Source organism: Limosilactobacillus coleohominis (genome assembly GCF_016901675.1).
Classification (GTDB): domain Bacteria; phylum Bacillota; class Bacilli; order Lactobacillales; family Lactobacillaceae; genus Limosilactobacillus; species Limosilactobacillus intestinavium.
Genome location: NZ_JACJKU010000028.1, coordinates 1 through 19,913, shown reverse-complemented (window position 1 = coordinate 19,913; position 19,913 = coordinate 1). Strand labels below are relative to the sequence as shown.

The window sequence follows — 19,913 nt, the reverse complement described above, 5'->3', positions numbered from 1 at the left end:
TATCGTAAGGCCTTCTACCAAGAGATATCACAGCTCCATCAACCAATAATCAATTGGTCAGTATTATTTATTTGAGTCCAGTGGCTAACTTATTCTTGAAATTTAGGTTCTTTAATACAATAACGATAAACACATAATAATTATATTAAATTAACTTGAAATTTAGACTAAAACATTAAAGGAGCGATTCTTATGAAAAAAGTATTAATTGCAACATATTCACAATCAGGACGTACTCAGGCAGTCGCTGACCAGTTAGCTAACCTGATTGATAGCGCTGATCAATATCAAATTGCGGTTTCAGATGGCACCTTTAGTAATGATATGTATGAAACGGATGCAATCGCGACCAAGTAAATTCAAACTGGCAACTTTCCAGAATTAGTCAACGCTATCCCTAATGTGGAAGATTATGATTTGATTCTAGTTGGTAGTCCAGTCTGGCGTGGCGCTCCTGCAACTCTAGTTCATACTTTTTTGAAAGGAGTGCAGGGTTATCAAGGCGGAGTAGCTACTTTTTATACGGATGCTGGTTCAGCGGGTGACTATGAAAAGAACTTTAAACAATGGGCTGGCAACCTCGACGTTGTTAGTGTTCATGAAGGTAGTGCTGATATTAAACAATGGCTTAAACAAATTTTGTAATTTTCATTAATGGCATAAAATCATAATTTATTCGCGCAAAGGAACATGTGCTTTTTGTGGGACTTGATCCCATTTAACCGGGTATCCAGCACCGTGAGCACAGAAAACGGAGTCGGGAGTATTTTCCAAATCAGCTGTTGGTTCGTAATGAGTTTTGCTGATGATTTCTGCAGTGTTATGACAGCCTTGATAACCGTTAAAACTTAACTCAAGTTCTCCTTCGCCATGAGTGTAGGAACGAACAGTTTGTTGGTAATTCCGCATTGAAGCAACTGGAGCCGTTCCGTAAATGATGGTAACGGTATTGGAAGAATGGTCATCAATTTGAAAAGTTCCTGCCATTTGTTGAATATCATTAATTGCTCGTCCAACATGTTCCTGGTCAATTGTTAAGCGATAACGATACCATGGTTCCAGTAGTTTGCAACTATCTTGTTGCAAAAGCATCATTAAACCTTGCCGGACTGCACGCCAGGTTGCTTGTCGAAAATCTCCACCCACTGAATGAACAATGCTGCCACGACCAGAAATTAATGTAATATCCACATCAGTTAATGGAGCACCAATCAGCACTCCGCGATGCTGCTTAGCTTTTAGACTGGTCATGATTTGTTCTTGCCAGTTGTGTGGAAGAACATCTACACTGCATTTATTATGGAAGCGGACACCTGAGCCATGTGGGGCAGGTGTCAATAATAGGTGTACTTCGGCATAGTGGCGAAGCGGTTCAAAATGTCCAACTCCTTCAACATTGTCACTAATGGTTTCTTTATAAAGAATTTGACCATCGGAGAAACCGACTTGTAAATTGTATCGCTGCTTTAACAGCTCTTGGATGATTTCTAACTGAATTTCACCCATGATTTGAAGATGAATTTCTTGAAGATCCTCAGACCATTGAATATTCAAGTGCGGATCCTCATCTTCCAAGTTTTGTAAAGCTTTCAGGCATTGATGAGGATCATTACCTTTTAAATCAACCGCATAATTCAATACTGGTTGTGTATCGTTGAGTAATAAATCTTCGGCCGTGCCGAGTCCTTGACCTGGGAAACTACTTTGCAAACCAGTAACTGCACAGATTTCACCCTCATTTACTGACTGCTTGACAGCAAATTGGTCGCCATTATAAACCCGAATCTGGTTAACTTTTTCGTTATTTAACAATTCTGACTTTGCTGTTAAAGTTCCAGACAGAACGCGAAGCCAGGTTAACCGTTCATTATTATCATCATGAGAAATTTTGAAAACACGGCCAGTAAAAGTTTCTTGGTCAGTAGTAGGTTCACTAGTCCATTGGCTGAGACCACCAATTAATTCGTCGATTCCGGTAAGTTTTAACGCTGAACCCTGATAAATGGGGAAAACGTGACGATTTTTAATTAAGGATTTGATTGTCTCTGAAGAAATTTGTCCATTATTGAGATATTGGTCAAGGGCAGATTCATCAGTGGTGGCGATATCTTGCAGGTCATCATCGGTTAAATGGGATTGAAAAGGTAAGCATCCTTCATCAAATTCCGTTTGTAATTGATTAACAACCCGTTCGACATTAGCGCTGATCACATCAGTCTTATTGATGAAGATAAAGGTGGGAATTTGATATTTATCTAGTAAACGCCATAAAGTACGTGTCGATCCCTGAATACCTGCAGTTGCTGAAACAACAAGGATTGCATAGTCTAAAACGGGGAGTACCTGTTCAGTTTGAGCCGTAAAATCAACGTGACCGGGAGTATCAAGTAATGTCAGTTTCAAGTCATCATATTGAACACTAGCTTGGTGCGAAAAGACAGTAATACCACGTTGCTTTTCAATAGATGATGAATCTAAAAAGGCGGAGCCATCATCAACGCGGCCCAGTTTGCGGTGAGTGCCACCACGGTAGAGCAGTGCTTCTGATAAGGTTGTTTTTCCGGCATCAACGTGAGCTAAGATGCCCATTACAATATTTTTCATGCAATCTTTTCTCCTATAATCGATGATGATTAGATGAAGCTATTTTAACAAGATACAAAAGAAAGCACCAACATAATTGGCGCTTCCTTTTGTATTCTAGTGTCAAATTGGCTAAAATTTGCTTTTGAATCAGGGTGAGATCTGAATCATCTACCGGTAATCCCAATAATTTATTTTGCAACACGTAAGTTAAAATTGGACCAATAAAGATCCGGGCAATTTGAAACGCAGTTAATTGTTGGGTAATCTCAGTAAACGTTTTTTGTAGTTGATTTAGCTTGGGGATAATGCCATCGTTACCGCTAAAAAGGTCGTGATAATGCTGATCTGATAGGTTACCAGTTAAGATTTCCTGGAAAATCAAAATTATTTTCTATAAAGTTAATTCGATCTGTCACAATAAACCGAACTAGAGTGGTTAGGTCTGACTGTTGGTCAATATAGCTGAAGAAATTATTTTTGATTTCCGCTAGGATCGGTTGAAGTAATTTGGCAAGCAAATCATCCTTGGAAGCAAAGTATTTTAAATGGTTCCTTTTTCTTACTTTCAATAGTAAGCATACACTCAACGTATACTAGTATTAGCAATTGATATTTTTCTTCAACTTAATACGCCTTTACAATACAGTTATTAACTTTTCAGGTTTAAACAAGGAGGAGGAAGATTAATGCTTAATCAAATTATTAGCGCAGTTGTAATTGTTAGGATTTTACTTCTGTCGATTACTACTCAACATTAATTATGGAGGAATTCAATTTTGGAAAGAAGGGAAATAAATGCCACAATTTACTGAAAATTCGACAATTGGTGATGTTAAAAAATATTTCGGTGGGGATGCTGGCAGATTATTGTTCCCTGTTGACCGTCCTTTCGAAGATACAGAAACCTTGTCGCAAATTACAAATAGTGGACATTATCTATGGTATTCAGACCTAAATGTTTCCACAACAGTTGCGCTCGTTAATTCCTTAGCCAAACAACAAGCAGTTCGCCCCATTTTCTATCATATTTACAGCGAACAAGAAATTGGACAGCACCCGTCCCGACGAAACACTGGAATTTATTTATTTTCTGGTCAGCCACATGCTCCATTTACAATTAACAATGCTGGTGGTGGATTTTACTATGTCGCTGGGATGCAGGATAGTTTCCCGCATGCAATGGAAATCAGTAAGCGCGGCTATAATGCTTTTACACTAATTTACCGTCCTGAGACACCATATGAAGATTTAGCACAAGCGATTCAATTTATCGAAGATCACGCTGAAGAACTTCAAGTTGACCCTCACCATTATTCTTTATGGGGTGGGTCTGCAGGAGCGCGGATGGCTGCAGAATTAGGAAATTTAGATGTTTTGAGGTCACTAACCGGGCGCGATGACATTCCTCAAGCAGATGCAGTTATTATGCAATATACCGGTTATGGAAAAGTTTCACCTGCGGATGCGCCGACTTATGTCAACGTTGGGACTAGTGATTGGATTGCAGATTGGCGTGGCATGAAACAACGATTGTTCTATCTAGATAAAATCGGGATTCCAACTGAATTTCACTTATATAATGGTTTGCAACATGGTTATGGACTCGGAATTGGTACTGAAGCTGAAGGATGGATTAATGATGCAATTGCCTTTTGGGAACGTCAAATATAATAACATTAGGTCAGAAATGAGAAATATAATTGCCTTCGAGTTTACTTGAAGGTCTATACTTTAGTTTATACAAAAAGTAACAAAGGAGAGATATTATTAAAGCAGCTGTATTTATGGAACCAGGCAAAATGGAAGTTCATGAAGTTGAAAAGCCAACCATTCAAAAGTCAACTGATGCAATTTTGAAGATCGTGCGGGCGTCTGTGGATCAGATTTATGGTGGTATCGTGGGATTGCCAATCGTGAACATGGTTCATTAGTTGGTCATGAGGCGATTGGAATAGTCGAAGAAGTGGGCTCTGATGTTAAAGACGTCAAACCTGGCGATTTTGTGATCGCTCCATTTACTCACGGTTGTGGACACTGTGCTGCTTGTTTAGCAGGTTTTGATGGTAACTGTATGAATCAAGAAGCAGGTGGCAACGGTGATTACCAATGTGAATATTTACGGTTTACTAATGCTAACTGGGCACTCGTTAAAATTCCTGGTCAGCCATCTGACTACACTGATGACCAGTTAAATGATTTGCTAACACTCGCTGATGTAATGGCTACTGGTTACCATGCTGCAGCAAGTGCAGAAGTTAAGCCAGGTGACACGGTTGCCGTGATCGGTGATGGTGCCGTTGGTCTTTGTGGAGTTATTGGTGCTAAATTACGTGGTGCTGATCGTATTATTTCACTAAGCCACCACGAAGACCGTGCTAAGCTGGCCCGTGAATTTGGTGCAACAGATATTGTTGCAGAACGCGGTGACGACGCGGTTAAAAAGGTTATGGAATTAACTGATGGCAACGGTGTTGATGCTGTTCTAGAGTGTGTTGGTGCTGTTTCTGCCATTGAACAAGCCGGCAAATTGGCCCTTCCAGGTGCTATTGTTGGTCGAGTTGGTGTTCCACAAACTGAACCTTCTTCAAACACTTTGTTCTGGAAGAACATTGGACTACGGGGAGGCATCGCCTCTGTTACAACTTATGACCGGAAAGTTCTACTTGACGCAGTATTGAAGGGCAAAATTCACCCAGGTAAGGTATTTGCCAAGCGCTTCAGTTTGGATGATATCCAAAAAGCATATGAAGTAATGGATAAGCGTGAAGCTATTAAGTCATTAGTGATTGTTAGTGAATAATTATTTTTTCAAAAAGGGCAGAGTTATTCTGCCTTTTTTTCTATTCAAGAGGCTTTAATCGGTTTATAATTGAACAGATTTAAGCAGATATAAGGAGTGATCGTTGATGAATTATCAGAGGACAGTTGATAGAATCGTCCGCTTTCAACAAAAATCATTTATCCAAATTTTACGTCGAACAATGGCAGCCTTGTTTCCATTAATCTTACTAGGTTGTTTTTCGTGGTTGATTTACGAAAACCTATTATCAACAGATGGATATTTGGGTAGTGTTTTACACGTTAACCGCTGGCTACCTTTTCGAACTTTTTTCTTAGCACTATTTAGTGATTTGACAAGGGTAACAGTTGGTTGGACAGCTCCCTTTGGGGCGTTAGTAAGTGCCATTGTCACTACTAAATATTATCATCGTGAGAATCCAATTGCTGGGGCGGCAGCTATTGTTTGTTACACTGCTATTTTTATTCACGGAGTTCGCGGCAATAATTCAGTTGTTGAAATGCGTTACTACACTGCTGCTTGGTTTTTGATTGGAGTCATTATTGGTTATGTTGTGGGGCGGATTTTTGTGAAATATGGTCACGCTGCAACGTTTATGAATCTTCAATCATCAAACAGTGATGTTATTACAACAGCGCTTAAAAACCTGCGACCATTTGCAATTGTCGTCATTGGTGCCTTTGTTCTCCATCTGCTTTTTGCACTTTATCGGCAGTTTGGACTGGCTGGAATGGTGACACAATGGCTTGGGTCACTTCTTGACAGAAATAGTAATTATCTACTGAACATTATCTTATCTTTTGTTAATACGATCCTTGTATGGTTTGGTTTTGCTGAACCGTTAACGGCAACTTCGCAAGCTTACTCTAACGAAATGGCTGCTAACTTAGGATATGCTTTAACACATAAGACTGCTTGGGGAATTCCATATCCATTTACCCCATCATCTCTCTACCAAGGATTTGCCGTATTTGGTGGAGTTGGCTTAACTTTAGCGTTGATCATTGCGATCTTATGGGTTAGCAAAGATAAGAATACTTGTAGAATTGCTAATTATAGTATGGTTCCGGGCTTTTTTAATATTGGCTTGCCCATTCTTTTTGGATCTCAGGTATTCTTAAACCCTGTATTCCTATTACCATTTGTGCTCTTATCAATTATTAATATATTAGTGGGGAGCACATTAATCTTTATTCATCTGATCCCACCACTCGTTTATCCGGTACCAAATGGGACACCAGGAATAATCACTCCATTTATCGCAACTGGCAGCAATTGGCTGGCACTTATTTTCACAATCCTATTGTTAGTAATGGATGTCATATTATATATTCCGTTTGTTAAATTGGCAGAAAAAGTAGAACAACGTTCGCAAGAGATTGCAAGGGAGGGTAATCACAATGAAAATCACTAAAAATCATCGTAATTTATTGATTACCCTAATTATCGTGATTGCTATTTTAACCGGTCTATCATTTGCGTGGTCATGCCAAAATGTTCACCAATTACGAAACCGTCAACAATCAAGAATGTCACCGATTATTATGATTCCGGGTAGTAGTGCAACGGTGAACCGATTTGATAGTATGGTTGCTAAAATTAATAATATGGACCATAAGCGTCACAGTTTACTGAAGGTCAAAGTATATAATGACGGTAAAATTACTTATACTGGTCGGGTTCGTCGTGGTGATAATGAACCTTTCTTCGTGGTTGGCTTTCAAAATAATCATGATGGTTACAGCAATATTAAGAAGCAGGCCAAAATGTTTAATAAGGCCTTTAACCAGCTAAAGAATCGTTACGATTTCAATAATTTTAAGGGTATTGGTCACTCCAATGGTGGGTTAATTTACACCTACTTCTTGGAACACTATTTTGATGAAGACCAAATCACCATTAAACGGTTGATGACCATTGGATCACCATATAACTTCTCAGAACCAACTAGTCGGCGAACTGAGATGCTGCAGGACTTTATTAAGTACCGTAAGAACCTTCCTGATAACATTGATATGTACTCAGTTGCCGGTTCAGAAAACTACGTCGAAGATGGGATCGTGCCATTAAGTAGTGTCTTGGCTGGTAAGTACGTTTACCAAGGAGCAGTTAAGCATTATACGCAGATTACAGTCACTGGGAAGCTGGCTCAACATTCATCACTGCCGCAAAATACGGAAGTGTTGGACCTGATTCAACGTTATATTTTGCGTAATGATCGTCGTCCTAACAATAATGGTAGTCAGCGTCGGAGCATTCAAAATAATAATAGTGATACTGACCAGGACCAAGATCAGGATAATGACAACTAAAAAAACTACACAAAAACACGTGATAGCGAATGAGTGCTATCACGTGTTTTTACTATTTATTCATCAATTGTAACTTCGCCAGCAACATCGGTATTGAAGAATTTATCGATGTCTTTGACGTCCATTCCTTGGCCCAAGCCCCACATTAACTTGGTAATGGCACTTTCAGAGGTCATGTCACGAGCACTGATGGCACCTTCCAGCAATGCTTGACGACCAACTTCATATTTGGTCAGGTCGCTTCGTTCATATAAACATTGACTAGCGGCCACTACAGGAATTCCTTTTCTAATCAGTTCACCAATTGCAGCGGCAACATTCCGTCTAATAAACGTCATACCACCAAGCCCGTAAGCTTCAATGACGATCCCATGACAGCCATTTTCAGCCATGGCGTGAAGAAGACGCGGATCAAATCCAGGAAAGAGTTTCACGAGGGAGACATTCGTATCAATATTGGTATTTAAAATGCATTGTCGTGGTTGCCATTGTTCAGGCAGTTTAATTTCTAATCCATCAGAGGTCACCTCGGCGACTGGTGGGAAGTTCACACTTTCAAAGGCGTTAAATGCTGTCGTCCGGACTTTAACTGACCGACATCCACGCATTACCTTGCCGTCAAAGGCTAAGTAAATACCAGGTTGCAGACTAGCAGCAGCCGCAAAGGCCAACTTCATGTTGTCAGGAGCATCACTCAGCAGCACATTGATCGGTACTTGACTACCGGTGAAAACAACTGGAATATCGATATTTTGCAACATGAACGTCATCATGGACGCGGTGTAAGCCATCGTGTCCGTACCGTGGGAAACAACGATCCCATCAAAATCGTGACGGTATTTGTAAATTGTTTCAGCAATTTTTTCCCATTCTTCAGGTTGGATATTTGAAGAATCCAAATTCATGATGTCCTTGACTGTAATGTCATATGGCAGATTGCCAACCATTTTAAGGAGGTCTTCACCAGTTTCACCTGGAGTTAAACCATCTTCTGAAATTACCGAGGCGATTGTACCACCCGTTGATAGAAGAAGTAATTTTTGTGTTGCCAACTTATTCACCACATTTCGTTTAATTTCTAAAACTATTTTAAAAGCCCCCACCTGTGAAAACAAGTGAGGGCGATAATTTTATTGTTCGGTATGGGAATCGTCTGTGATATTCATAGAAAGAATTAATCCCAAAATAACTAAGGCAATTGTAAAGTAGAAACCATAGTGGACACCGTTAGTGAAGGTAACGGCCCGGCTACCAGTAATTGCATGACGACCCATTTCTAGGAAACTGGTGGCAAGGGCAGTTGCCAATGCACCAACGATTTGTTGTAGAGTGTTTAAAATTGTACTTCCATCAGCTGATTCACGCCCAGTTAATGAGTTTAACGCGCTAGTTTGTGATGGTGACATTGCTAAAGGTGCACCAATCATTAAGATAACGTGGGCAAGAATGATGTACCAAATAGCAGTGTGAATGGAAACGAATGCTAACATGAGAGCACCAATAAGTGCAATTAGCATCCCAATGCGGACTGGGAATTTAGCACCTAGATTATCATACATTCTCCCAGCAATTGCGGAGACAATCGCATTGATAATCCCACCAGGTAACATAATAATCCCAGTTAGGGCGACTGGCAGGAGCATTCCATTTTGAATATATTGCGGTAATAAGTACATCGCGGACAGGATGATTCCAAAATCAAGCATGACAATGGAAGCACCAATGCGGAAATTCAGGTGACGGAAAACGCGCAGGTTTAAGATTGGTTGTGCAATATGTAGTTGCCGGTAGCCGTAGAAAATTAGGGCAATGATCCCGATGATAATGCAACACAGGACCCTTGCGGAAAGCCAGCCACTATCACTAGCAAAACTAACTCCGGCAATTAATCCTGCAAAACCTACTGCGGATGCCAGAATAGAAAGTGCATCAATGTGAGGCTTGGATAATTCACTGATGTTTTCCAGTGAACTAATTGCAAAAATGAGGGCAATCAATAGGAATGGAACGAAGGACCAGAAGACCCAACGCCAACTGCTGATTCCTAAAATTAATCCAGTTAAAGTTGGACCAATCGCAGGAGCAAACATAATTACTAAGGCACACATTCCCATGACGGCCCCAATCTTTTGGGGAGGGAAGATCAGTAATGCAACGGTAAACATGAGCGGAAGGATCAGTCCGGTCCCAATTCCTTGGATCATCCGACCGATTAATACCATCAGGAACCCATTTCCTATAGCAGAAACAATGGCACCAAATGTAAAGGCACATAGGCCGAAAATAACAATTTGCCGAGTTGTGAACCACTTTGTTAGTAAACTAGATAGTGGTAAAACGACACCGATTACTAACATGTAACCAGTGACTAGCCATTGGACAGTTGACTGATTAACATGCAGCTGGGCCATGAGTTGGGGAAGGGCAATGTTTAGGGATGTTTCACTAAACATACCGACAAACGCTCCCAACATCATACTAACCATCGCCAGCTTAGGATGGTGGACGGAAACCCGTGCGTGTAGTTGCACGGCTTCTTGGTTTTCCATATATAAAACTCCTTTTTGTTAATTTTTTGCCAACGGTTGATTACTCTACCAGAAAATAAAATTTTTCGTAAGCTTTTTTGAAAAATAGTTGTTTTTTTTGATTAACAATGTTATATTTAAATAGTCGTAAGGCGATAGATTATTGGGCTATAGCCAAGCGGTAAGGCAACGGTTTTTGGTACCGTCATGCGCTGGTTCGAATCCAGCTAGCCCAACTGATAGAGTCATCACATTTGTGATGGCTTTTCTTGTTTGTTCAATACTACTAAAAAAGGTCCAGCGGATCTCAATTGATCCGCTGGACCTTTTTGTTAATTTGAAAATCTATAATGTTAAACTTCCTTATGACATCGGCTGGCAATTACTAAGATTCCCATCCAGATTAATGTAGCAACCAATGAAATCAATGTACTTTCTTGCATCAGCATTGTGACTGCCACGACTGCAAAGAAGATTAGTACCAGGTAATCAGAAACCGGTGAGAAAGGCATCTTAAATGGACTTTCTTTTGGACACTTCTTTCTAAAAATCAGGTGGGTAATAACGATCGCTCCCCAGATAAAGAGGAAACTAGTTGTGGCAACTCCAGAAATCAAGGTGAACACACTACCTGGAATCAAGTAATTGAGCGCTGCTGAGAATGTAATTAAAACAGCTGAAATTAAGATTGCCAACGTTGGCACTTGGAAACGAGAAATGTGGCTAATCTTGCGGACTTTAGGGTTTGGAGACTTAGAAGTTAATTCTGCTAACATCCGCCCAGTAGTGTAAAGTGCACTGTTACATGATGAAGCAGCAGCCGTGATAACAACGAAGTTAATGATATCTGCGGCACCGCTGATCCCGATGTCCTTGAAGACCATTACGAATGGACTGGTGTGGGCACTCAATAAGTTCCATGGGAAGATGGACATGATAACGGCTAAAGATCCAATATAGAAGATTAGGATTCGTACAGGAATGTTATTAATCGCCCGTGGAATTACTTTTTGCGGATCTTGTGTTTCAGCAGCTGTCATCCCAACCATTTCAACTCCGGCAAAGGCAAAGACAACCATTGGCAGCGCCATCATGAAGCCGTGCATCCCAGTAGGGAAGAAGCCACCATGATTTACCAAGTTCATTGGTGTTGCTACCCCGGCAGAGGTATGGAACCTGAAGATCATTAGCCCAATCCCGATAATGATTAGAGCAATAATTGCCACAATCTTGATCAAGGCGAACCAGAATTCAACTTCACCGAACGCCTTAACAGTAATCAAGTTAATACATAACAAGATGGCAATGGTAATTAGCCCTGGAACCCATTGCGGGAGCCCCGGCAACCATAGTTTAATGTAGACCCCGATCGCGGTTAATTCGGCCATCGCAATTGCTATCCAACTGGCCCAGTAGGCCCAACCGATAACAAATCCGGACCGATGACCCCAGTATTGGTGAATTAGGTCAACAAATGAATGATACTTGATGTTGGTCATCATCATTTCACCCATGGCACGCATCATCCAGAAACAAATTATCCCAGTAATAAGATATCCAAGAATGATTGAAGGCCCAGCGAAGTGGATTGATTCACCGGAACCCAAGAACAGCCCGGTCCCAATCGCGCCCCCTAGCGCAATCATTTGGACATGTCGATTAGTAAGGCCACGCTTTAATTCATTATTATCCTGCGTGGCATTATGGCCGTCATTATCAGCCATATCAATTCCTCCTTTAAGTTTACAAATCTAAGTAAACCATATATAAATATTAATCAATTTCTCAGAATTGTGCAAATCTGAAGAAATGATAAACGAAAAATGTTGTGTTTTCTATTATACGCCATTCTTTTTAGAAAATTAGAAAAAATTAACTTAATAGTGGTTTTACAGCCGAAATTAATTGCGATCTGCAAGCGTTATTCTTTATAATAAATAGGTATGAAATTTGGGAGGTTTGAACTCAAATGGGGTTGATGATTTCAACAGTCTGTTTAACCGGTGTTGCTATCGTCGGGATCGTAATTCACCGTCAATTTTTCCGTCATGTTGCCAGTAACTATATTAATCTAGTTTTGGGCATGATTGTGGCACCGGTACCGATGCTCAATCATCAGGTAGAAACTTTTCATTCTGAAATTTTTATGGGCATGATTGTGGCGCCACTGCTTTTTTACGATGGGATGGAGACGCGTTTCTATAAGGTCGCGAGAAATTTTAAAGTAATTATTTCGCTCACGGTTTGTATGGCACTGCTCTGTGCTATTGCAGCAGGGTTTGGCTTAGCAGCTACCGGAATGGTCAGTCTGCCATTGGCGTTTGTTCTAGCAGCAATCAGTACGCCAACTGATGCCACGGCTAGTGAGGCGGTTTCCCATGATCTGATTATTCCAGACCGGGAAAGTTCCTTTCTGAAGCTAGAATCGCTATTTAATGATGCATCAGGAATTATCCTGCTTAACATGGCCATCCTATGGTACATCAATGGTTACATTAATTATGGACAAACCATTACCAACTTCATTTACTCAGCAGTTGGAGGTGCCGTATTTGGCTTCGTTGGTGGAGCAGTAGTAATTTTAATTCGTCAGGCATTGATCAGATCCCACATTAATCTGGTCAATACCGCCAATTCAACGGGGACACCATCGAAAGTTATTTTTCTAGTGACACCCTTTGTGATTTATTTTTTGGCGGAACACATTCACGTTTCTGGAATCATTGCTGTTGTCTGTACCGGATTGCTTCACAATGCTGAAATGGAGCGGAGCAACCTGCTCAACCCCAGAATTATTTATGATACCCAAGCTTTGATTGGGATGATTAAAGAGGTATTTAACGGTATCGTCTTCGTTGTCCTTGGGATAATGATGGTCAGAATCACCCGTGGCAACGTTGCAGTTTCTCATCCTAAAGAATGGCTACTGCTGGGCCTAATCATGTACGTTGCTAACGTTGTAGTTCGCTTTGTTTATACTTGGGCGGTACGCCATTTGGACGCCAAATCGTCCTGCATCTTCGCGCTTGGTGGTGTGCACGGGACGGTGACATTTGCTTTAGCATTTATGGTGGCGGAAACTTCTGTTAAAAAATCGGACTTTAACCTGGTTCTAATGACTGAAGCTGTCTTGATTATGCTAAGTCTGCTGGTACCAACTTTCATTTTCCAGTTCATTTTGAAACGGAAACCATCTGATCGAGAAGTTTCACAAAAGACGATTCAAATTCGGGATGAAATGATTAAGCATGCTATTGATAAGATTAATCAAATATACTTACCAAACGACTTACAGCAGATTATTATTTACGATTTGCAAACCCAGCGAATGCAGACGTCGATTAAGCATTTCATTCGGGCGTTTAAGCATTCGTTGCGACAACCAGCCCTTTCCCAAGAAGAGATGAACACGCTGGACATGGCGTATCGTCTAGCGTTTCAGGAGGAACGGGAATACCTGAGTGAAGTGTCTCAACAGCAGATAGCTCACCTGGATGTTGTTGTCAGCCTATATTCAGAAATTCTGATGGCTGAAATGGTTGTTTTAGGAAACATTGATAAAAGAATTGAAAGGAAAAGTTAATACATTATGGCAGTTAAATTAATCGCAATTGACATTGATGGGACATTAATTAATGATCAAAGAAAGGTTACCCCAAAGACGGTTGCAAGCATTAAGAAAGCAAATGAAGCAGGAGTTAAGGTGGTTCTATGCACAGGTCGACCAATGACTGGTGTGGCACCGTTTTTAAATCAACTCGGCTTAGCGGACTCTGATCATGAATACGTCGTTGCCTTTAATGGTGGCTTGGCGCAAACTACGAATGGTAATGTGGTGGTAAACTACACCGTTTCATTTGATGATTACGTGGATATCTTGGGTTACGCAACTAAGCACCATGTAAAGTCGGTGATTGAAACCAAGAATTATATCTACACCACTAACCAGGACATCAGTCCATATGCCGTTCATGAATCTGGATTGGTCTTTATGCCGATGCGTTATCGTTCATTGGACCAGTTGAGCATGATACGCGACCAAATTATCATCGGTAAATTTATGATGACGGATGACAAGGCAAAATTAGACCAGGCTTATCAGCAAATGCCTGAAGAATTGTCAAATCGGTTTAAGATTGTCCGGAGTGAGGATTACTACCTGGAATTCGTTAATAACCAAGCTGGTAAGGGTGCAACCCTAGCTGCGTTATGTAATGATTTAAACATTTCAGCGGATGAAGTGATGGCCATTGGTAATGCTCAAAATGATGAATCGATGATTGAATTTGCCGGAACCGGTGTAGCAATGGGAAATTCCATTCCAAGTACCATTAAAAAAGCAGACGTTGTGGTGGCTGATAACAACCATGAGGGGGTTGCAGAAGCAATTGAAAAATATGCCCTATAGAAAAAGGGACGTGGCAGAAGTCATTTACGGCTTCGTTGCCACGTCCTTTTGGCTAGTTTAAGTATTCGACAAAGGCTTCATAGTCTCGGTGGACTTGTTCTGAGTACTGCATTGTCTAATCGGCTAGTAAATCGTCAAGTTTCTTTTGATGTTTTAAATATCCACGAATCATTGGCGAAGTTGGACTTTGGTAGTGAGCCATGGCGAGCAGAAGGACACACGTCTCACAATATAGACAGAAACTTTCCCAATCCATTGACTGATTCTTTCATGTCTCTAAACTGACGAATGTAGTAGCTGCGTTGAGCAAACTTAGTTGGCCCTAAGAATGGGTAGGATGACGATCGCAAGGCCCGTTGGGCAGTCACAATTCGGAGACCAGCTCGCTGACCATTAGCTATTGCCTGGTCGACACCAAGTGTTTGCAGGTTGTATATCAGTGGCGGTGCTTCCTTAATTTGCAAAACCAAGTGGTTATTATCATTTCCTGTTAACAACATTAAGTAGCACCGAGTGCCAAAGCTTCCTACACCGACACTGTAGCGAATAATGTCAGAAATGTGGAAGTTAGCGAGTAAAACTTGGATGTCGGGACGGACATTCCGACGGTATCGACTAAAGTCGTCCACAATTTCTTGGTAGCGTTTTACACTTAAATGCTTTGCCCGGGGTGCATTTTACAAAAAGTGATATTCACCGTCAGTACCGATTTCAGCCATCTTTTTAACGATTTCTTGTGAATTGGAATGCTGACTCTTGCGGAGAATCTTATTCATGACGTGGTGAATGCTCTTAGGGGTATTATGATGATCGAGTTGTTGAATTGTAGCAGTCATATCAGTAAATTTAAATGAGAAGTAGTATCGTTGAAACAGTGAATCCTTATTAGCGCGCTTGATAGCGTGACGGTATGTTTTGGTAACTTTCTTCAGAAGCTCTCTTTGTCGTTCATTGGAGAACTGATTTTCTTCTCCTGCTAATTGCACGCTGACTAACAGCCGCTTGAGATCACTTTCCCAGTTACCATTCCGCGCTTCATCAAAGTCGTCGTTAAGACCAAAAAGTAATTGTCGTTCAGGTGAGGCACAGAAACCGAAGTTCTGGACGTGGGCATCATCACAGATGATGATTGGAATGTTACTTTAATTTTGGCGCTTCAGATCCTTTTCCATTAGTTCGGCAGTTCCACGGAAGAATGCGAAGGGACTTTTAATCATACGCTCGTGACGCAATGGCAACAGTTCCTTAATCATGTTGGATTCAGTTTTATTAATTGCTTTAACAGGATCCCGATGAACCGGTACGTACTCGCCTAATTGTTCACTACTGACGCTTACTTGGCGTTTTTTTCCTGCTTCAACCAGGGAATCCTTTGTCTTCTTAATTTGAATGCCTTTTAAATCAAAAATATCAAGATGGTCCACGATGTTTACTTCTTTAATTGTTCAGTATTAATTTTAAAATGTTTTTGCAAAATGTAAATGCAAGAATAATCTTATGGTAATATTTGATTAGTAATGGAGGGATAATGATGGCGATTGAACGGACAATTCACCTGATGGGGACGATTATTAAAATTAATATTCAGACAGCGCTACCGAATGACGAACAGGTTGCGGATGAAGCAGTTCGCAGGCTACGACATTATGAAAAGGTCTTTTCTGCAAATGATGATTCTTCAGATTTAATGCAAATTAACCTTCAAGCAGGAAAAAGAGCTGTCACAGTGCCAAAGGAACTGTTTGATTTAATCAAAATTGGTAAAAAATATAGTATGAATTCGAAGGGATACTTAAATATTGCGATTGGTCCCTTAGTTAAATTGTGGCACATCGGTTTTCAAGATGCGCACGTTCCATCTGATGACAAAATTCAAAAAGCACTGCTTTTGACGGATCCTGAAAAGATTATATTAAATGAAGAGTACCGTTCAGTAATGCTGGCTGAACCTGGGATGGAAATTGACCTAGGTGCGCTAGCAAAGGGGTACAGTGCGGACCTAATTAAAGATTACTTAGTCCATTCCCGTGTTCAGTCTTCGGTCCTTAACTTGGGTGGCAACGTGGTAGTGATTGGTGGTAATAAATTGCACCGGGATGGGTGTTGGCATGTAGGACTTCAAGATCCTCAGCAGGCACTTGGTCATTATGTGAAAGTTTTCCCACTGAAAAACCAGTCGATCGTTACCTCAGGAATCTATGAACGGAACCTCAAAAGTAATGGTAAGTTCTATCACCACATTTTTGATCCGGCCACGGGCTATCCAATAAAAACGGACATGGCCAGCTTATCAATTATTTCTCCACAATCAGTTGACGGGGAAATTTGGACTTCAATGTTATTTGGCAAATCATGGGAACAAATTCGCCAGGTAGTACACGGATTGCCTAATATTCAAGCAATTGGGATTTACAAAGATGGAAAAATTGTTACTTGTGAATAGATAGTGAAATTGCTAAAATACAAAAAGCTAAGGAGGCACAGACATGAATCATTATATCGCGATTGCAGGCTCAAACCGCCAGGGTTCTACGAATAAAAAACTGATTAGATTTGTCCAAGAACGGTACGCTAAAATGGCTTCAATTGAAACCGTGGACATTGGGGGATTACCGGTTTTCTATAAAACACCGGATCGCACCATTCCCGAACGGGTTCAAGAAATGGGCGCCAAAATTGCGGAAGCAGATGGTGTTATTATTTCGACACCCGAATATGACCACGGGGTTCCAGCAGTATTAATGAATGCGCTGGAATGGCTGTCATATACAATCCACCCGTTTAGAGATAAGCCTGTTCTGATCATGGGTGCTTCCTATGGACGACTAGGAGCTTCCCGGGCTCAGCAAATGTTGCGGAAAATGCTGGATGCTCCAGAATTGGCTGCTCGTTTAATGCCAAGTTCAGAATACATGATTGGTAACTCATTACAGTCGTTTAATGATAACGGTGAACTGACGGAAGAAGAGCAAACTGAAATTTTGGATAATCTTTTTGCTGACTTTGAGACGTTCGTTTCCTTTAACAAGGGATTTGATCATCACCGCGATGAAGCGTTAGAAAAAATCAAACGTCTGGAAGAAGAACAAGGTTAGGAGGCTGTGTCAATGAAGTTTGTGGGGATTGTGGGATCAATCGCAGAGGATTCATATAATCTGAAACTAATGAAATTTATTGCTAAGCATTACCAAGACTTAGCGGATTTTGAGATCCTAGATATCAAAAATGTACCGATCTTTTGTGAAGATCGCGATATTACCGATACTGAAGTGATTCAAAACCTGAAGCGTAAAATCGAGGCAGCTGACGGGGTCATCATTGCGACTCCGGAACATAACCATACCATTACTGCTGCGCTGAAGAGCGTCCTGGAATGGTTGTCATACAAAATCCACCCATTAGAAGAAAAACCAGTCATGATTGTGGGTGCATCGTACTTTACTCAAGGTTCTTCCCGTGCGCAATTGGATTTGCGGGAAATTTTAGAAGCTCCCGGTGTTGGGGCAATTGTGATGCCCGGCAATGAATTTCTCCTGGGAAATGCCAAGGAAGCGTTTGATGATCAGGGTGATCTGATGGACGAAGGAACCGTTACTTTCCTAACTTCCGTAATGAAAAAGTTTGTACGTTGGGTGAACGTCATCAATGTGATGGATTTGATTCAATTGGCGGATGATAAGAAGGAGGACGAAGCTGAAGCTGATACTGTAGCGAGTGCTTCTGTGACGGAGGAAGAGGATGACTCTGTCGACACTAATGCCAGTGCTTTTGTTGAAGAAAGTGATGAAGAAGAAGTGGACGCTAATGCCTCGGCTTCTACTACCGATGAACAAACAGATGATGAAGTGGATACTGACGCTTCTGCTTCTGTACAAGATGATGCAGATGACAACGATGCTGATACAGGAGCAAGTGCCTCTGTTAATTAAATGGTCAGCAGTGTATAATAGTATTACTAACATTAAGTAAGCTAAAAGAGGGATAATATGGAGAAGCGAGTTTATCTCGACAATGCCGGAACTACACCAATGATTCCAGAAACCATGGAAGCAATGAATAATGCAATGCATGAATTTTGGGGTAACGCCTCCGCAACCAACTATTATGGTCGTGAAGCCCTGGGCGCACTTGAAAAAGCCCGTCATGTAATGGCTAAATCTATCAACGCAAAGCTCGATAGTGAAATTAATATCACCAGTGGCGGAACCGAAAGTGACAATACGGTCATTTATCAAACTGCACGGGCTCGTCAAAACGAAGGCAAGCACATCATCACTACTAAGTTTGAACACGAAGCAATTTTGCGGCCTCTTGAAGATTTGGAAAAGAATTATGGTTTCAACGTTACGTATTTGGACGTTGATGAAAATGGCCAGATTGATTTACAACAATTGAAGGATGCATTGGACGACGAAACCATTTTGGTATCCATCATGACGGTTAATAATGAGGTGGGAAGTCACTTGCCAATTCACAAAATTGGTGAAATTGTGAAGGATTCAAATGCCTGGTTCCATACTGACGCAGTTCAGGGTTATGGTGCAGTGCCAATTGATGTGCAAGCTGACCACATTGATTTGCTATCTGTTTCAGCTCACAAGATCAATGGTCCCAAGTTTATTGGTTTCTTATACCGCAGAGATGGCATTAATTTCCCATCACTAATGCGTGGTGGTAACCAGGAAATGAAGCACCGTCCTGGAACGGAAAACGTTCCTGCAGCACTTTCATTTGCCAAAGCAGTTGAAGTGCACTTTGCTAATGGTCAGCGGGCTAAGAATGCTGAACATTATGTTGCATTAAAGAAGCAACTGATTCAAGGACTTAACGATAGCGACATTGATTATGAAATCAATGGTAACCTTACTGATAACATGGCTCCGCAAACAATCAACATTTGGTTTAAGGGGATTCGGAGTGATGCGCTTCTGGTAAACCTTGACTTAAACGGAATCGTTGGTGCTGCTGGTTCAGCATGTACCGCCGGCTCTTTGGAACCATCTCATGTCTTAGTTGCTATGTATGGTGAAGATAGTCCACGGATTCATGAATCATTACGTTTTAGTTTAGGGATGACCAATACTAACGATGATATTGACCGACTGATCGCAGCTTTGAAGAAAATCATTCCACAAATGAAAAAAGAAGCAGCAATTAAAGTCAATTAAAAAAAAGGGGCTGTGACATAAGTCCCCAATAATAAACGGAGTTGGATGAAATCTTCGGATTTCATTCAGCTCCGTTTTCCTTTAAAATATAGATACATTGATAAAAGAAAA

The 19,913-nt window shown here is 40.9% G+C and carries 16 protein-coding genes, 1 tRNA gene and 2 pseudogenes; 13 read left to right on the top strand and 6 right to left on the bottom strand.

What is annotated here, in order from left to right; translation table 11 throughout:
- Nucleotides 1-192 precede the first annotated feature (192 nt).
- Nucleotides 193-357: a hypothetical protein gene (locus H5975_RS08720; RefSeq protein ID WP_239459541.1), complete on the top strand. Its 165-nt coding sequence runs from the start codon at nt 193-195 to the stop codon at nt 355-357.
- Nucleotides 358-645: a flavodoxin gene (locus H5975_RS08715; protein WP_428832680.1), complete on the top strand. Its 288-nt coding sequence runs from the start codon at nt 358-360 to the stop codon at nt 643-645.
- 27 nt (nt 646-672) lie between these two features.
- Here H5975_RS08715 and H5975_RS04015 read toward each other — a convergent pair whose 3' ends face one another.
- Both H5975_RS04015 and H5975_RS04010 read right to left on the bottom strand, forming a co-directional pair.
- Nucleotides 673-2,604, bottom strand: coding sequence for an elongation factor G (locus H5975_RS04015; protein WP_204784970.1), 1,932 nt, complete (start codon nt 2,602-2,604; stop codon nt 673-675).
- Nucleotides 2,605-2,617: 13 nt separating this feature from the next.
- Nucleotides 2,618-2,968, bottom strand: coding sequence for a hypothetical protein (locus tag H5975_RS04010; RefSeq protein WP_204784969.1), 351 nt, complete (start codon nt 2,966-2,968; stop codon nt 2,618-2,620).
- Between the two features lie 413 nt (nt 2,969-3,381).
- On the opposite strand from H5975_RS04010, the gene H5975_RS04005 reads away from it, so the two are divergent.
- The 4 genes and pseudogenes from H5975_RS04005 (at nt 3,382) to H5975_RS03990 (ending at nt 7,698) form a co-directional block, all read left to right on the top strand.
- Nucleotides 3,382-4,257: an alpha/beta hydrolase gene (locus H5975_RS04005; RefSeq protein WP_204784968.1), complete on the top strand. Its 876-nt coding sequence runs from the start codon at nt 3,382-3,384 to the stop codon at nt 4,255-4,257.
- A 95-nt stretch (nt 4,258-4,352) separates the two neighbouring features.
- Nucleotides 4,353-5,386: pseudogene (locus tag H5975_RS04000) on the top strand (zinc-dependent alcohol dehydrogenase family protein).
- Between the two features lie 106 nt (nt 5,387-5,492).
- On the top strand, nt 5,493-6,800 hold the full coding sequence (locus tag H5975_RS03995) for a PTS transporter subunit EIIC (RefSeq protein ID WP_239473136.1): 1,308 nt from the start codon (nt 5,493-5,495) through the stop codon (nt 6,798-6,800).
- Complete coding sequence (locus tag H5975_RS03990; RefSeq protein WP_204784966.1) at nt 6,787-7,698, top strand: alpha/beta hydrolase; 912 nt, start codon at nt 6,787-6,789, stop codon at nt 7,696-7,698. Before H5975_RS03995 ends, H5975_RS03990 begins: the two co-directional genes overlap by 14 nt.
- A gap of 56 nt (nt 7,699-7,754) precedes the next feature.
- Here H5975_RS03990 and H5975_RS03985 read toward each other — a convergent pair whose 3' ends face one another.
- Both H5975_RS03985 and H5975_RS03980 read right to left on the bottom strand, forming a co-directional pair.
- Complete coding sequence (locus H5975_RS03985; RefSeq protein WP_239459542.1) at nt 7,755-8,750, bottom strand: asparaginase; 996 nt, start codon at nt 8,748-8,750, stop codon at nt 7,755-7,757.
- A gap of 78 nt (nt 8,751-8,828) precedes the next feature.
- On the bottom strand, nt 8,829-10,247 hold the full coding sequence (locus H5975_RS03980) for a DHA2 family efflux MFS transporter permease subunit (RefSeq protein ID WP_204784964.1): 1,419 nt from the start codon (nt 10,245-10,247) through the stop codon (nt 8,829-8,831).
- Between the two features lie 143 nt (nt 10,248-10,390).
- Here H5975_RS03980 and H5975_RS03975 point away from each other — a divergent pair.
- Nucleotides 10,391-10,462 (top strand) — tRNA-Gln (locus tag H5975_RS03975).
- Nucleotides 10,463-10,579: 117 nt separating this feature from the next.
- Here the strand turns inward: H5975_RS03975 and H5975_RS03970 are convergent.
- The gene (locus tag H5975_RS03970; protein ID WP_204784963.1) at nt 10,580-11,950 is read right to left on the bottom strand and encodes an amino acid permease; all 1,371 of its coding nucleotides are present in this window, start codon (nt 11,948-11,950) and stop codon (nt 10,580-10,582) included.
- A gap of 245 nt (nt 11,951-12,195) precedes the next feature.
- Between H5975_RS03970 and H5975_RS03965 the strand changes: the two genes are divergently transcribed.
- The gene (locus H5975_RS03965; protein WP_204784962.1) at nt 12,196-13,809 is read left to right on the top strand and encodes a cation:proton antiporter; all 1,614 of its coding nucleotides are present in this window, start codon (nt 12,196-12,198) and stop codon (nt 13,807-13,809) included.
- A gap of 6 nt (nt 13,810-13,815) precedes the next feature.
- Nucleotides 13,816-14,634: a Cof-type HAD-IIB family hydrolase gene (locus H5975_RS03960; RefSeq protein ID WP_204784961.1), complete on the top strand. Its 819-nt coding sequence runs from the start codon at nt 13,816-13,818 to the stop codon at nt 14,632-14,634.
- Nucleotides 14,635-14,749: 115 nt separating this feature from the next.
- Here the strand turns inward: H5975_RS03960 and H5975_RS03955 are convergent.
- Nucleotides 14,750-16,061, bottom strand: a pseudogene (locus tag H5975_RS03955) (DUF2252 domain-containing protein).
- A 101-nt stretch (nt 16,062-16,162) separates the two neighbouring features.
- On the opposite strand from H5975_RS03955, the gene H5975_RS03950 reads away from it, so the two are divergent.
- From H5975_RS03950 to H5975_RS03935, 4 genes are read left to right on the top strand one after another with little or no spacing between them, the layout of a single operon-like run.
- The gene (locus H5975_RS03950; RefSeq protein WP_239459539.1) at nt 16,163-17,077 is read left to right on the top strand and encodes an FAD:protein FMN transferase; all 915 of its coding nucleotides are present in this window, start codon (nt 16,163-16,165) and stop codon (nt 17,075-17,077) included.
- Nucleotides 17,078-17,120: 43 nt separating this feature from the next.
- A complete protein-coding gene (locus H5975_RS03945; RefSeq protein WP_204784960.1) occupies nt 17,121-17,729 on the top strand; it encodes an NADPH-dependent FMN reductase in 609 nt (202 codons plus the stop codon).
- Nucleotides 17,730-17,741: 12 nt separating this feature from the next.
- Complete coding sequence (locus H5975_RS03940) at nt 17,742-18,563, top strand: NAD(P)H-dependent oxidoreductase (RefSeq protein ID WP_204784959.1); 822 nt, start codon at nt 17,742-17,744, stop codon at nt 18,561-18,563.
- Between the two features lie 57 nt (nt 18,564-18,620).
- Complete coding sequence (locus H5975_RS03935) at nt 18,621-19,802, top strand: cysteine desulfurase family protein (RefSeq protein WP_204784958.1); 1,182 nt, start codon at nt 18,621-18,623, stop codon at nt 19,800-19,802.
- The last annotated feature ends 111 nt before the right edge of the window (nt 19,803-19,913 follow it).

Coding starts and splice junctions, on each gene's coding strand:
- H5975_RS08720 (WP_239459541.1), top strand. CDS start 193: ATGAAAAAAGTATTAATTGCAACATATTCACAATCAGGACGTACTCAG.
- H5975_RS04015 (WP_204784970.1), bottom strand. CDS start 2,604: ATGAAAAATATTGTAATGGGCATCTTAGCTCACGTTGATGCCGGAAAA.
- H5975_RS04005 (WP_204784968.1), top strand. CDS start 3,382: ATGCCACAATTTACTGAAAATTCGACAATTGGTGATGTTAAAAAATAT.
- H5975_RS03995 (WP_239473136.1), top strand. CDS start 5,493: ATGAATTATCAGAGGACAGTTGATAGAATCGTCCGCTTTCAACAAAAA.
- H5975_RS03990 (WP_204784966.1), top strand. CDS start 6,787: ATGAAAATCACTAAAAATCATCGTAATTTATTGATTACCCTAATTATC.
- H5975_RS03980 (WP_204784964.1), bottom strand. CDS start 10,247: ATGGAAAACCAAGAAGCCGTGCAACTACACGCACGGGTTTCCGTCCAC.
- H5975_RS03970 (WP_204784963.1), bottom strand. CDS start 11,950: ATGGCTGATAATGACGGCCATAATGCCACGCAGGATAATAATGAATTA.
- H5975_RS03965 (WP_204784962.1), top strand. CDS start 12,196: ATGGGGTTGATGATTTCAACAGTCTGTTTAACCGGTGTTGCTATCGTC.
- H5975_RS03960 (WP_204784961.1), top strand. CDS start 13,816: ATGGCAGTTAAATTAATCGCAATTGACATTGATGGGACATTAATTAAT.
- H5975_RS03950 (WP_239459539.1), top strand. CDS start 16,163: ATGATGGCGATTGAACGGACAATTCACCTGATGGGGACGATTATTAAA.
- H5975_RS03945 (WP_204784960.1), top strand. CDS start 17,121: ATGAATCATTATATCGCGATTGCAGGCTCAAACCGCCAGGGTTCTACG.
- H5975_RS03940 (WP_204784959.1), top strand. CDS start 17,742: ATGAAGTTTGTGGGGATTGTGGGATCAATCGCAGAGGATTCATATAAT.
- H5975_RS03935 (WP_204784958.1), top strand. CDS start 18,621: ATGGAGAAGCGAGTTTATCTCGACAATGCCGGAACTACACCAATGATT.